Here is a 12,651-nt window from a genome sequence, read left to right as displayed (position 1 = left end):
GCCGTTACTACGAGAGCCACACCGATGACACCCCGTCGTACCTTTCTCAAGCATCTGTCAGTCGCCGCCGGCATCGCCGGCCTGGGCCTGGGCCCGTTGCGCCTGGCCATGGCCGCTGACGCGCGCTGGTTCATGCCCGAAGAAGACCAGGCCCAGCGGCGGATCTTCCTGGCCTTCGCCGCCGCCGAAAATGTCTGGGAAGACCAGGCGGACGCGGTCAACAGCTGCATCGCGCAACTGGCCCGAACCATCGCCCGCTACCAGCCAGTCAGCGTACTCTGCCGCCCCGAAGACCTGGCTGAGGCGCGCCAGCAATGCGGCAGCGACAACATCGAGTTCCTGCCGATGGCGCTGGACGACATCTGGATCCGCGACTACGGCGGCTGCTTTGTCATCGACGACGACGGCAACAGCGCGCTGATGGACTTCAACTTCAACGGCTGGGGCAACAAGCAACGCCACCGCAACGACAGCCGCGTGGCGGCAACGCTCAGCGAAACCCTGGGCCTGCCCTACCTGCAAAGCGAGCTGACCGGCGAAGGCGGCGGCATCGAAGTGGATGGCCACGGCACGGCGATCATCACCGAAAGCTGCTGGATCAACGCCAACCGCAACCCCGACTGGAGCCGTAGCGACGTCGAGGCCGAGCTCAAGGCCAACCTCGGCCTGCGCAAGATCATCTGGCTGCCGGGCATCAAGGGCCAGGACATCACCGATGCCCACGTCGACTTCTACGCGCGCTTCGTCGAGCCAGGGGTGGTGATCGCCAACCTCGACAACGACCCGGACACCTACGATTACCGGGTCACCCGCAAGCACCTGGAAATCCTCAAACAGGCCACCGACGCCGACGGCCGCCGCGTGACCGTGCACCTGCTGCCACCGCCAAGCAAACTGCGCAGCAACCGCTTCACCCGCGACAACCCGGAGTTTGCCGCCGGCTACATCAACTACCTGCCGATCAATGGCGCGGTGATCGCGCCACAGTTTGGCGACCCGCAGGCCGATCAGCACTGCAAGCAATTGCTCGGCGAGCTGTACCCGGGGCGGATCATCGAGCAGGTCAATATCGATCCGATTGCCGCGGGTGGCGGCGGGATTCATTGCATCAGCAAGAACATGCCCGATACCCGGCAGTAATCCAGTCAGCCACTTTGCTAGCTTGACGGCGTGCAGCAGCAGGCCAATAATAGATCGATCAGTCAGTCTATTAATGGGCCCGCCATGAGAACCGTAGACCCGGAGAAAGTCGCCGCCAAACGTAAGCAGATCCTCGACGCGGCCATCGAGTGCTTCGCGCGCAGTGGCTTTCACTCCACCTCGACGGCGCAAATCTGCGCCGCTGCGGGCATGAGCCCGGGCAACCTGTTCCACTACTTTCCCAGCAAGAACGCGATCATCGAGGCCATTGCCCAGGACGACCAGCATGGCATGGCCGAGTTGATCGCCCACCACGCCAAGACCAAGGACAGCCTCACTGCCATCGAGAACATCGCCATCGCCATGATGGAGTTGTGCAGCGACCCCACCTACGCCCGAATCAGCCTCGAAGTCGCCGCTGAAGCCTTGCGCAACCCCGAGGTCGGAGCCCTGCTTGCCGCCAATGACACCCAGGTCAAGGCCGATCTGCAGGCCTTGCTCAAGCGTGGTATCAAAGCCGGGCAGATCGACCCGACGCTCGATACATCGATGGCCGCGACCTGGTTGATCGCCCTGACCGAAGGCGGTATCGGCCGCGTCGTGCTCGAGCCAGGCTTCAAGGCCAAAGCCCATGGACCGACGCTGCGTACGATCATCCGCAGGTTCCTGCAGATTCAGCCATAAGCCTCCTGACATCGGCCTGTCGTACTCGCTGTTGCCTCCCTTGTTGATGTGCCCACTCGAGATTGATCGCGATGGTATCTGTGCTGCGAGACAAACCCCGCCTGGTGATCCCCGGCCTGTTGTTACTGCTCGTGACTGGCTGGGTGCTGGTGATGCCTGCCAGCGAACAACCGGTCAGTGCCCCTGCGCAAGTGCCCCTGCTCAAGGTCAGCAGCGTGCTGGCCGAACCCGGCACCGTGAGCCAGACCCTCCAGGTGACCGGCAGCCTGGTAGCCCGCGACGAGGTGTCGATCGGTACCGCACTGCAAGACACACGCATTGCCAGGGTATGGGTCGAGGAAGGCGACACGGTGGTGACCGGGCAACTGCTGGCGCAACTGGAAACCGATACCCTCGACGCCCAGGTGCGCCAGGCCGAGGCAACCCTCAGTCGTAATGCTGCCCTGATCAAGCAACAGCAAGCGCTGGATATCGAGGCACAGGCCAGCCTGGCGCGGATCAATGAGCTGGGCAGCATCGGCGCGGTCAGCGCCCAGCAACTCGACCAGCAGCGCGCCCAGGCCCATGCCAGCGCCGCCGCGTTGGCCGCCGCCCGGGCCGAGCATCAACAGGCCGTCGCACAACTGAGTGACGCCCGCACTCGCCGCGACAAGGCCGACATCCTTGCCCCGGTCAACGGCATCATCTCCGAACGTCACGCCCGCTTGGGTGCCATGGCCGGTAGTGAGCCGCTGTTCAAGCTGATACGTGACGGGCAACTCGAGCTTGATGGCGAGCTGGCGCAAAGTGCCCTGCAGACGATTCGGGTCGGTACCGCGGTTCAGGTGCACGTCGCAGGAATGCCCGACAGCGTCGCCGGCACGGTGCGCTTGCTGGCCCCCAAGGTGGATGCTGGCAGCCGGCTCGGGCGTGTGCGCATCAGCCTCGCGGCAACGCCCGGGGTGCGCGCGGGCAGTTTTGCCAGCAGCAGGATCGAAACCGGCACCAGCACCGCTGCGGTGGTCATTCCGTTACGGGCGGTGACCTTTACCGATGACGGCGGCGCCACCGTCATGGTGCTCGATGACAATGGCCAGGCGAGCGTGCGCAGCGTGACCCTCGGCCAGCGCAACAGCCTGCGGGTGCAGGTCAGCAGCGGCCTTGCCGGCGGTGAGCGAGTGGTGGCAAGCGCCTCGGCATTCGTGCGCGACGGTGACGTGGTCAGCCTGACGCAGGAGCCAGGACAATGAGCCTGGCGGTGTCGTCCTGGGCCATTCGGCGGCCCATCCCTACCCTGGTATTGTTCCTGGTACTGGCCGTGGCCGGCTGGGTTTCCTTTATCGACCTGCCGATCAACGCCAACCCGCGGGTCGACTTTCCGGTGATTACCGTCGCCGTTGTCCAGGTCGGTGCCGCGCCGAGCGAACTCGAGCATGCCGTCACTCAACGGGTCGAGCGTGCGGTGTCCGGCCTGGCAGGCATCCGCCACATCACCTCGACGATTGCCGATGCCATTTCGGTAACCACCGTGGAGTTCCAGCTCGGTATCGACCCCGACCGCGCCGCCAACGATATCCGCGACGCTATCGGGCAAATTCGCGCGGACTTGCCGCAAACCATTGAAGAGCCGCTGGTCACCCGCATTGATGTCGAGGGCGGGGCAATCCTCAACTACGCAGTCAAATCCAGCGCCCGCAATGCCGTGGACCTGAGCTGGTTTGTCGATGACGTACTCGGCCGGGAACTGCTTGGCGTACCCGGGGTACAAAAAGTACAGCGTCTGGGCGGTCTGGAGCGTGAGGTCAAGGTCGAACTCAAGCCCGAGCGACTTGAGGCACTGGGCATCTCGGCCGACCAGGTCAACACCCAGTTGCTGCACAGCAACAGCAACGTGCCCGGCGGGCGGGCGATTCTCGCCGACAGCGAGCAATCCATACGCACCCTGGGCAGCGCCCTGACCGTGCAAGCCTTGAGTGAAACGCCAATCGCCCTGCCAGACGGACGTTGGGCACGCTTGAACGAGCTGGCAAGCGTGGTCGATGGCGCCGGCGAAATGCGCGCTCTGGCGCGCCTGAACGGTGAGCAGGTGGTCGGCTTTGCCGTATTTCGCGCCAAGGGTTCCAGCGATACCCGAGTGGCTGCAGGAGTAGAGGCTGCACTACAGCGCCTGCAGCAACATCACCCGGATATCGAGGTCCAGCAGGTCGCCTCGATGGTCGACTACACGCTGGCCAGCTACAACGCCGCGATCATGACCCTGATCGAAGGCGCACTACTCACCGTGCTGGTGGTGTTCCTGTTCCTGCGCAACTGGCGCGCGACCCTGGTGGCGGCCATCGCCCTGCCCTTGTCGATCCTGCCGACCTTTGCCGCCATGGCCTGGTTCGGCTATAGCCTCAACAGCATCACCTTGCTGGCCCTGACCCTGGTAATCGGCATCCTGGTCGACGATGCGATTGTCGAAATCGAGAACATCGAGCGTCACCTGGATCAGGGCAAGCGCCCCTACCAGGCCGCCATTGATGCCTCGGACGCCATCGGCTTTGCCGTGGTGGCGATTACTGCGACCATCGTTGCGGTGTTCCTGCCGGTGAGTTTTATCGGTGGCTTTGTCGGCCAGTACTTCACCCCCTTCGGCATCACCGTGTCGGCGGCGGTGTTGACCTCGCTGCTGGTGGCACGGCTGCTGACGCCACTCATGGCTGCCTACCTGCTCAAGCCCAAATCGATTGAGCATCAGCAGCATGCTACGCAGGCACCCGCCGGCTTGCTCGGTCGCTACCTGCGCCTGCTTGAGTGGGCACTGGCGCATCGGCGCAAGAGCCTGGTGATCGCGGCGGCTTTCCTGCTGGCCTCCTTTGCCCTGGTACCGCTGCTGCCTTCAGGTTTCATGCCGGTCAGCGATACCAGCCTGAGCCGCATCGATGTGTCCCTGCCGCCCGGCACGCCACTGGCGCAGACCGACCGGACCCTGCAACAGATGGCGGCAAAACTGCGCGAGCAGCCGCAGGTGCTGTTTGTCTTCAGCACCGCCGGCGGCGAAGATGCCTCCGGCACCACCGATGTCGCCAGTGGCCAATTACTCGTGCGCCTGGTGCCACCCGAGCAGCGCGATCGGAGCCAGAAGGCGTTCGAACACTCGCTGCGACCGCTTCTCGGCGAGTTCGCCGATGTGCGCTTTGCCTTTCGCAGCGACAGTGCGGCGCGAGACATCTCGGTGATTCTCGTCGGTGCCGACGCCCGGCAACTGTCCCAGGCCGCCTACGCGCTGCAAGGCGAAATGCGCATGATCAAGGGGCTGGCCAACGTCCAGGTCAATGAGCCCTTGCCGCGACCGGAGCTGTTGATCCGCCCGCGCCTGGATGAGGCCGCCCGCTCTGGCATCAGCGCCCAGGCCATTGGCACCGTGGCGCGGATTGCCACCTTGGGCGATATCAATGCCAATTCAGCGCGCTTCAACTTCCACGACCGGCAAGTACCGATTCGCGTGCAACTTGCCCAGGCGCAGCAAGGCGACCTCGACACCCTGCGCAATCTGCGGGTGGCCAGCGACAACGGCGGCACCCTGGCCCTGCACAGCGTCGCCGACATCGACTACGGCAGTGGCCCGACAAAGATCGAACGCTTCGACCGGCTGCGGCGAATCTCGGTGGACGCCGACCTCGCCGGCATAACCCTCGGTTCGGCACTGGAAGCGATCCAGGCCACACCTGCCTTGCAGCACCTGCCCCTTGGCGTGCGCGAGGTGGAGTATGGCGATGCCGAGTACATGAATGAAATGTTCGAGAAATTCGCCACGGCGATGACCTTCGGCATCCTCATGGTGTTCGCCGTGCTGGTCCTGCTGTTTCGCGACTTCCTGCAGCCGCTGACCATCCTCGTTTCCCTGCCCCTGGCAGTCGGCGGTGCCATCGGTGGCTTGCTGTTGTATGGCGCGGCCATCGACCTGCCGGTGGTGATCGGCTTGCTGATGCTGATGGGCATCGTTACCAAAAACTCGATTCTGATGGTCGAATTCATCATCGAAAAACGCCGCGCCGGCATGCCCCGGCAGCTGGCACTGATGCAATCAGGCGCCGAACGTGCCAGACCCATTGTCATGACCACCATCGCCATGGTGGCAGGCATGATTCCGGCGGTCCTCAGCAGCGGCGCCGATGCCGGCTTTCGCGCGCCCATGGCGATTGCGGTTATCGGCGGACTGGTGACCTCAACCTTGCTCAGCCTGGTCTTCGTGCCGGTGGTCTTCAGCTACATGGACGACCTGAACAATTGGCTGGCCCCGCGCCTGGCCACACTCACCTCGGTGACCGCGCATGACCGGGCGACAGCGCAACTACAACGAACAGTGGCAGAGAATGATCAGACCATTTGAAGAAAACGACATGGAAGCGGTTCTGGATATCTGGTTGGCGGCCTCGATCCAGGCCCATGACTTTGTCGATCCAGCCGTTTGGCGCGCTCAGGTCGACAACATGCGCACACTCTATTTACCCGCCTCGCAAGTGTATGTCGCCGAAGACGATAGTAAAACGACCGGCTTTTATGCACTGCATGATAATAACCTGGCGGCGATCTTTGTCCGCCCAGCGTGCCAAGGCCAAGGTATTGGCAAAGCGCTAATTGCCCACGCCAAGCAGCAACGAACAGAATTGACCCTGTCGGTGTATAAAGAAAATCACGCCAGTGTCCAGTTTTATCTGGCGCAGGGCTTTACCCCCATCGCGGAAGCGGTGGATCAACACACCGGCCACCCCGAGTACATCATGCGTACCCGCAAACAGCAGATGTAAACGTTATTACCTCTGCCCGAAAGAACGTCCAGCACACAACTGGACATTCCTGCCCTGCGGCAAACGTTATTGCCTGCTTATCAACATCGCCCGCCCCTCTATTATTCATCGCCTACTGCATGGCGCGGCACTACTGCGCCCGAAACTTTTGAAAGCCATTGACTGATTTGCAACTAACAAAGTTTTACATCCTGCACACGGATACTAACAACGAAGCCCCCTAGCATAAAAGATCCTTAGTTCACGAAACTCTCGTAAACCACCATGAAGACAACACGGATTTATACTGCATTGACCGGCTTCTGTCTGATAACCACTTCAGCGCACTTATTGGCCGACGATTGGCAATTTACCCTGCAAGGCGGCGCGGCCAATGCGCCGCGTTACAGCGGCAGCAGTGAACGCTCTACGGCACCGGTGCTTGGCTTCGAGATCGAAAGCCCTTACGGGTTCTTCCTCAAGGAAAAAGGCCTGGGCTGGAAACAGGAATGGGACGACGCCAGTTTCAGCACCTACATCGGCACCAGCGACGAACGCAAAGACCGCAAGAAAGGCTATCGCGGCTCCGACCGTCTGCGCGGCATGGGCTCGATCAAATCCCGCGCCCTGGTGGGCATGGAAGGGTCCTACACCTGGGGGCCGCTCACCTTCGGCGCCACGTTCGAACATGCGCTGAAAAAAGACAGCAACAAAGACACCGGCTCCGCCTACCAGACCCTCGAGTTGAGTGTCGGCACCTCGCTGTACGAAGGTGATTTCGGTAGCCTGACCGGCAACGTCAATGCGCTGTTTGGTGACGCCGACTACGTCCGCACCTGGTACGGCGTCAGTGAGCAGCAAGCCGCCAACAGCCGCTTTGCCGCGCACAAGACCCATGGCGGCCTGGTCAGCCAGGGCGTCAACCTGACCTGGAGTCTGCCACTGGGCGAAAATACCCGCCTGCATACCCTGCTGGATGTACAGAACCTTTCCGGGCATGTCAGTGACAGCCCGATCGTCGACCGTCGGGTGCAAACCTCCATCGCCAGCGTGCTCGAGTACAGCTTCTAGAACGCCCACCCTTGTGCCGCAGGCTCCACGGGAGGCGCCTGCAGCCCTGTTTGACAACCGCGCGCGCCAGGCCGGAACATGAGCCCCTCACGCACACCAGGAGGTTCATCGCATGAGCAAGGCACCCTATGTCCCGCCTCGGGTCTGGCAGCACGACGCGCCGTCTGGCGGCGAGTTTGCCAACATCAACCGGCCAGTCGCCGGCCCGACACACGACAAGGCCCTGCCCGTGGGCAAGCAGCCGCTGCAGCTTTACTCCCTGGCCACGCCCAATGGCGTGAAAGTCACCATCCTCCTCGAAGAGCTGCTGGCGCTCGGGCATACCGGTGCCGAGTACGACGCCTGGCTGATTCGCATCAGCGAAGGCGAGCAGTTCTCCAGCGGCTTCGTCGAGGTCAACCCCAACTCGAAGATCCCCGCCCTGCTCGACCGTAGCGTGCAGCCGCCGATCCGGGTGTTCGAGTCGGGTTCGATCCTGCTTTACCTGGCGGAAAAATTTGCCGAGTTCCTGCCCAGCGACCCGGCCGGTCGCACCGAGACCTTGAACTGGCTGTTCTGGCAGATAGGGGCAGCGCCCTACCTGGGCGGCGGCTTCGGTCACTTCTATGCCTACGCGCCGGAAAAGCTCGAGTACCCGATCAACCGCTTCAGCATGGAAACCAAGCGCCAGCTGGATGTGCTCGACCGCCGCCTGGCTGAAAGCACGTACCTGGCTGGCGATCGCTACAGCATCGCTGACATCGCAGTTTGGTCCTGGTATGGCCAACTGGCGCTGGGCAGGCTGTACTCGGCGGGCGAGTTCCTCAGCGTGCAGGACTACCCCCATGTGCAACGCTGGGCACAGGCGATTGCCGAGCGCCCGGCGGTGGTCCGCGGCCTGCGCGTCAACCGCACCTGGGGCGATGAAAGCAGCCAGTTGCCCGAGCGGCATGCGGCGCAAGATCTCGACTGATCGAGGACCCTGTTCCAGGATGGAGCACTACACATCACTGCTGCAGGCGCTGTTCTTCTTCGCGCTGACCTTCGCCCTGGGCTATCTCTCGATTCGCCGCATGCGCACGCTGCAGGAAGCCGTCGACCGCGAGTTCCAGGCAGCGCTGCGCCGCCACCACATTGACAGCTACGAAGTACTGCGCGACCGTACCCGCAACCACTACCACCCGGAGGCGATCCAGGTGCATCGGATACTGCGCGATGACAAAGGCCAGCACTACCTGTATGTCCACATCAGCGACTCGCCCGGGGTGATGCAAGCCCTCAGCCGTGAGCGGGCTTTGGCGGCGTTAGCCTAGGCTGAGCAATCCCACCTTCGACCCATGGATGATCCTGTTGAAACCCCTCAAGCACCGTTTTCTCGCCATCGCCATGCAAGTGGTGCTCAACATCAGTATCTGGAGCGGCGGGCTCTACATGATCTGGGTATTGTTGGACCGTGATGCAACGCGGTACTTCGAAACCTACGTCGTCTTTGCCATCACCGGCCTGTGCCTGTTCTTCTTTACCGCACTGTTTGTGCGCTGCCCGGAATGCAACACGTCCATGCACCATCTGTACAAGCCTGGTGACGGACTGTTGATGCACCGGGGATTGCTGCCCCATGAGGTCTTCACCCAGAAGCTGATCGAGTGCCCCGCGTGCAAGCAGGTGGTGAAGTTTCGCGATTAGCGCACGCTGATAACGACCTTGCGTGCGAGCATCCCCACCAGCATGCCGGCGATCGTCAGGAGTACATCGGCGCTGAACTTCGCCGCGTAGTCAGGGGCGTAAATACGGTCATGGGTGTAGAAGGTCGGACCGGTGTTGAACACCGTGTGGTAGCCATTGGGGAAGAATGCCACCAGGCACAGCACCACGATCAGACCCAGGGTCCAGCCGCCGGTACCGTCGTAGGATTGGCTACGAAACCAGAGGAGAATCCAGGTCAGCACGGCAGCGAAGATGGGGGTCCAGTATTGGCTGGTGATGGCGTCGTAGAATTCCAGGGTGAAGTACATGGCGTTGCTGAGTCCTTTCAATGAAACAGATGGAGAGGGTTCTGTTGCCCGCCGCAAAAACGCGAAAGGCCCTGGGTTGTCAGGGCCTTCAGGTTGATGCCGGCATTCGCTGTGTGCGGTGCATTCTATCACGCTACGCGCACTGACTCCGCACTTGTCCCGCCTCAACCGGCTGGCGCAATACGGACCGTTTCCAGACGGTCCAGGCCTACGCCGTAGAAGAACGAGAACGGCCGCCCGGCCTGATAAGCGAAGTTGCTGCACATTTCACGCAAGCCCTCGCGCCCGGCATCGGCCAGGTCGAAGGGCTGGTACGGGTGCACGCCGAGCGATCCGAATTCAATCGACAGCCAGGACGAACGAAACTTGCCATAGGACATCTGACTGTCCACGCTGACCTTGAGCCCACCGGCCTCGAGGCGCACCCGCAAGTCACGGTCGTCAAAGTACAAACTCGCAGGAACGCGCAAGGCCATTTGATCGTGGGTGAGAATGTCCATGTCGCCCACCAGCTGTGCGCCGTCGGCCTTGAAGCGGGTGATGATGAACGGCAATGCCGTCTGCACGAAGCTGTCGACCTGACAAATTGCCTCGCCATTGACCGTGCGGCTACCGGCAAAGGCATGACGCCGCTCGCTGTCGCTGACCAGCGTATTGAGGCTCACCTCTGACGGAAACTCGAACCACAGCGCCAACACCTTGCGCCCCATTGCGACGACGTTTGCAGGGGCCTGCCCGATTTCCTGCCCCGCTGCATTCAATCGCCTGGCCTGGCTGTAATCAAGCGTCAGTTGCAGGCTGGGAACCACGGCCTTGCGCGCGCGCAGGATGGCTTCGAACTGACGGTTCAAACCCTGGCGCTGCGCAGGGGCAAGGGCATTCTCGGCACCGCGCAGCAGCAGCGTGTCGCTGCGCTGGGGGGCCAGCTCCAGCTGCAGCTGTTGCACGTCGAGTTGTTGCGCGGCCAGCACATGCTGCATGGCCTGCAAATACCCCTCGTGCACTTGCGTGGTGTCGTGGCGAGGATGGGCACCGCCCTGGAACTGCAGCTCGGCCAGCACCACCTTGTGGTCCTTGAGCAGCGCCACGGCGAGCAGCACACACAACCCAACGCCCGACCCAACCATCAGCTTCCATCCCGCGCTTTGACTCATTACCTGCCTGCTCCTTCAGATAGACCACAGCGTCTCGCTCAGCCACGCACTGGCACCCTTGCGCCATGCCGGCCCGAGCCAGGGCGGGGATGATAACCGGCATTGCCCGGCATTGCCGCTTCAACCGGGTTGACCAGCGGCAGATACCACCGCGTAGGCCACCTGCTGCGCTTATACTGGCCGCAATGGGCCATGGAGGGACATCTTGGACAGCCTTGTGAAACGTCGAATCATCTTGAGCGTCAGCGCACTTGCCGGTTTTTTGCCCGTCACCCTGGTGTTTATCTGGGGCGCCTTGTACTTTCTCGCGGGAACCTTGGGCTCCTCCCCCATTGTCTGGGAGAACCTGCTTGTGGTGCTGGTACCCATTGCATTTTCGCTTTTCTGCCTCTGGACATGCTGGAAACTCTACGCCATCTCAATGGCCACAACGCCCGAAGTCCGCCACAAACGCCTGCTGGTCATGGGTGTCCTGGGTACGATCCTCTGGGGGTTGCCCTGGGCTTATCTGGGCCGTGACTTCCCCACGACAATCTACATTTTCCTGATGCCCGGCCTCACTGCAGCGGTGATGCTGGGCATGGCGCTGAGCCGGCAAAGGTCGGCAGTGACGCGCGCTCGACCCGACGCGTGAACGGCCTGGAGCCTGACAATGCGAGCCTGCCCGGCCGGCCCCGGGCCGCCTCCACGCCCCTGGCGGCCCGGCCAATGCGAGTAGCCATCCTCCCCCTCCCGTCATAGCATGCTTGCCTAACGGTCGACACGCCAAACGGACTTGGAAGATGAACGCCAACACACAGCTCGACGCCAGCACCCTGGGCCTGAACGAACAGCGCCTGCGCGCCCTGGCCCACCGCGACACCCTGGAAACCTGCAGCCTCGACCAGCTGCGCGACGTGCAACTGCGCCGCCTGCGCTGGTCGCTCAAGCATGCCTGGCGCAACGTGCCCTGGTACCACCATCAGTTCGAAGCCCAGGGGCTGCACCCCGAGGATCTCCAGCAGCTGGAAGACCTCGCCCGCTTTCCCTTCATCGGCAATGCCGAGTTGCAACATCACTATCCGTTCGAACTGTTCGCCGTACCCGCACACCAGGTCGTGCGCCTGCAGGCCTGCAATGACGGTAGCGCCCGCTCGCCGGTGATTGGCTACACGCGCAACGACCAGGAGGTCTGGGCGGCGCTGGTCGCGCGCTCGTTGCGCGCCGCCGGTGCCCATGCCGGCGACCGCCTGTACGTGCTCGGCGGGCAGGACGCCTTGGGTGCCAGCGGCGGCATCCAGTTGGGCGCCGAGCGCCTGAACTGTGCGCTGATCCCCCTGGCGGCGCGCCAGGCCGGCCAGCAGGTCCGCCTGCTCTGTGACTTCCAGCCGCAGATGCTGATCGCCACGCCTTCCCACTTGCTGGCCCTGGCCAACGAGCTGGAACGCCAGAACATCGCGGCGTCGGCACTGTCCCTGCGCATGGCCCTGATCGGCCCGCAACCCTGCAGCAGCGCCCTGCGCCAGGAGCTCGAACAGCGTCTGGGCATTCAGACCCTGGCACTCTACGGCGTACCGGCACTGATGGACCCGGGCATCGGCATGGAATGCCTGGAAACCCGCGACGGCGTGACCCTTTGGGAAGACCACTTCTACCCGGAAATCATCGACCCGGACAGCGGCACACCGCTGCCTGATGGCAGCTTCGGCGAAGTGGTGCTGACCAGCCTGAGCCGCGAGGCCCTGCCGATGATCCGTTACCGCACCGGCGATATCGGCCGCCTGCTGCCGGGTACCGCCCGCAGCATGCGCCGCCTTGAACGCCTCACCGGCAACAGCGCCACAACCTTGCGCCAGAGCGCCTGAACAGGACCCGGTT

General features: G+C 62.8%; 13 protein-coding genes. 11 read left to right on the top strand and 2 right to left on the bottom strand.

Annotated elements, in window-relative coordinates; all coding sequences use genetic code 11:
- The first annotated feature begins 24 nt into the window (after positions 1 to 24).
- The 9 genes from KHO53_RS20355 to KHO53_RS20315 all read left to right on the top strand — a co-directional run bounded on the left by KHO53_RS20355 (position 25) and on the right by KHO53_RS20315 (position 9,311).
- On the top strand, positions 25 to 1,140 hold the full coding sequence (locus tag KHO53_RS20355; RefSeq protein WP_213570718.1) for an agmatine deiminase family protein: 1,116 nt from the start codon (positions 25 to 27) through the stop codon (positions 1,138 to 1,140).
- A gap of 84 nt (positions 1,141 to 1,224) precedes the next feature.
- Positions 1,225 to 1,824, top strand: coding sequence for a TetR/AcrR family transcriptional regulator (locus KHO53_RS20350; protein ID WP_036994637.1), 600 nt, complete (start codon positions 1,225 to 1,227; stop codon positions 1,822 to 1,824).
- 80 nt (positions 1,825 to 1,904) lie between these two features.
- Entirely contained in the window at positions 1,905 to 3,053 is a 1,149-nt protein-coding gene (locus KHO53_RS20345; protein WP_213570717.1) for an efflux RND transporter periplasmic adaptor subunit, read from the top strand.
- Entirely contained in the window at positions 3,050 to 6,178 is a 3,129-nt protein-coding gene (locus KHO53_RS20340) for an efflux RND transporter permease subunit (RefSeq protein WP_213570716.1), read from the top strand. The genes KHO53_RS20345 and KHO53_RS20340 overlap by 4 nt, the downstream gene beginning before the upstream one ends.
- A gap of 10 nt (positions 6,179 to 6,188) precedes the next feature.
- Complete coding sequence (locus KHO53_RS20335; protein ID WP_437127859.1) at positions 6,189 to 6,596, top strand: GNAT family N-acetyltransferase; 408 nt, start codon at positions 6,189 to 6,191, stop codon at positions 6,594 to 6,596.
- A 264-nt stretch (positions 6,597 to 6,860) separates the two neighbouring features.
- Entirely contained in the window at positions 6,861 to 7,646 is a 786-nt protein-coding gene (locus tag KHO53_RS20330) for a MipA/OmpV family protein (protein ID WP_374045245.1), read from the top strand.
- A 112-nt stretch (positions 7,647 to 7,758) separates the two neighbouring features.
- Positions 7,759 to 8,598, top strand: coding sequence for a glutathione-dependent disulfide-bond oxidoreductase (gene yghU, locus KHO53_RS20325; RefSeq protein WP_213570715.1), 840 nt, complete (start codon positions 7,759 to 7,761; stop codon positions 8,596 to 8,598).
- Between the two features lie 19 nt (positions 8,599 to 8,617).
- Positions 8,618 to 8,938 carry a hypothetical protein gene (locus tag KHO53_RS20320; protein WP_036994627.1) on the top strand — a complete coding sequence of 107 codons (321 nt, stop codon included), beginning with the start codon at positions 8,618 to 8,620 and terminating at the stop codon, positions 8,936 to 8,938.
- A gap of 37 nt (positions 8,939 to 8,975) precedes the next feature.
- Positions 8,976 to 9,311 (top strand): hypothetical protein, encoded by a 336-nt coding sequence (locus tag KHO53_RS20315; RefSeq protein ID WP_145959282.1) that lies wholly within the window; start codon positions 8,976 to 8,978, stop codon positions 9,309 to 9,311.
- Here the strand turns inward: KHO53_RS20315 and KHO53_RS20310 are convergent.
- Entirely contained in the window at positions 9,308 to 9,640 is a 333-nt protein-coding gene (locus KHO53_RS20310) for a hypothetical protein (protein WP_036994625.1), read from the bottom strand. The two genes, KHO53_RS20315 and KHO53_RS20310, sit on opposite strands and share 4 nt — an antisense overlap.
- A gap of 164 nt (positions 9,641 to 9,804) precedes the next feature.
- Entirely contained in the window at positions 9,805 to 10,794 is a 990-nt protein-coding gene (locus KHO53_RS20305; protein WP_010225465.1) for a hypothetical protein, read from the bottom strand.
- Between the two features lie 205 nt (positions 10,795 to 10,999).
- Between KHO53_RS20305 and KHO53_RS20300 the strand changes: the two genes are divergently transcribed.
- Positions 11,000 to 11,428 carry a hypothetical protein gene (locus KHO53_RS20300; protein ID WP_159388381.1) on the top strand — a complete coding sequence of 143 codons (429 nt, stop codon included), beginning with the start codon at positions 11,000 to 11,002 and terminating at the stop codon, positions 11,426 to 11,428.
- 148 nt (positions 11,429 to 11,576) lie between these two features.
- On the top strand, positions 11,577 to 12,638 hold the full coding sequence (locus tag KHO53_RS20295; protein ID WP_051636737.1) for a phenylacetate--CoA ligase: 1,062 nt from the start codon (positions 11,577 to 11,579) through the stop codon (positions 12,636 to 12,638).
- The last annotated feature ends 13 nt before the right edge of the window (positions 12,639 to 12,651 follow it).

It is taken from the genome of Pseudomonas sp. RC2C2, assembly GCF_018390435.1.
In the GTDB taxonomy this organism is placed as follows: Bacteria; Pseudomonadota; Gammaproteobacteria; order Pseudomonadales; family Pseudomonadaceae; genus Aquipseudomonas; species Aquipseudomonas donghuensis.
Note: the sequence above shows the minus strand (reverse complement) of the source record. Positions and strands in the feature narration are given on the sequence as shown.

What these genes read in the sequence shown, in the direction of transcription:
- KHO53_RS20305 (WP_010225465.1), bottom strand. Translation starts at nt 10,794, where the DNA reads ATGAGTCAAAGCGCGGGATGGAAGCTGATGGTTGGGTCGGGCGTTGGG.
- KHO53_RS20340 (WP_213570716.1), top strand. Translation starts at nt 3,050, where the DNA reads ATGAGCCTGGCGGTGTCGTCCTGGGCCATTCGGCGGCCCATCCCTACC.
- KHO53_RS20310 (WP_036994625.1), bottom strand. Translation starts at nt 9,640, where the DNA reads ATGTACTTCACCCTGGAATTCTACGACGCCATCACCAGCCAATACTGG.
- KHO53_RS20335 (WP_437127859.1), top strand. Translation starts at nt 6,189, where the DNA reads ATGGAAGCGGTTCTGGATATCTGGTTGGCGGCCTCGATCCAGGCCCAT.
- KHO53_RS20295 (WP_051636737.1), top strand. Translation starts at nt 11,577, where the DNA reads ATGAACGCCAACACACAGCTCGACGCCAGCACCCTGGGCCTGAACGAA.
- KHO53_RS20350 (WP_036994637.1), top strand. Translation starts at nt 1,225, where the DNA reads ATGAGAACCGTAGACCCGGAGAAAGTCGCCGCCAAACGTAAGCAGATC.
- KHO53_RS20330 (WP_374045245.1), top strand. Translation starts at nt 6,861, where the DNA reads ATGAAGACAACACGGATTTATACTGCATTGACCGGCTTCTGTCTGATA.
- KHO53_RS20355 (WP_213570718.1), top strand. Translation starts at nt 25, where the DNA reads ATGACACCCCGTCGTACCTTTCTCAAGCATCTGTCAGTCGCCGCCGGC.
- KHO53_RS20320 (WP_036994627.1), top strand. Translation starts at nt 8,618, where the DNA reads ATGGAGCACTACACATCACTGCTGCAGGCGCTGTTCTTCTTCGCGCTG.
- yghU (WP_213570715.1), top strand. Translation starts at nt 7,759, where the DNA reads ATGAGCAAGGCACCCTATGTCCCGCCTCGGGTCTGGCAGCACGACGCG.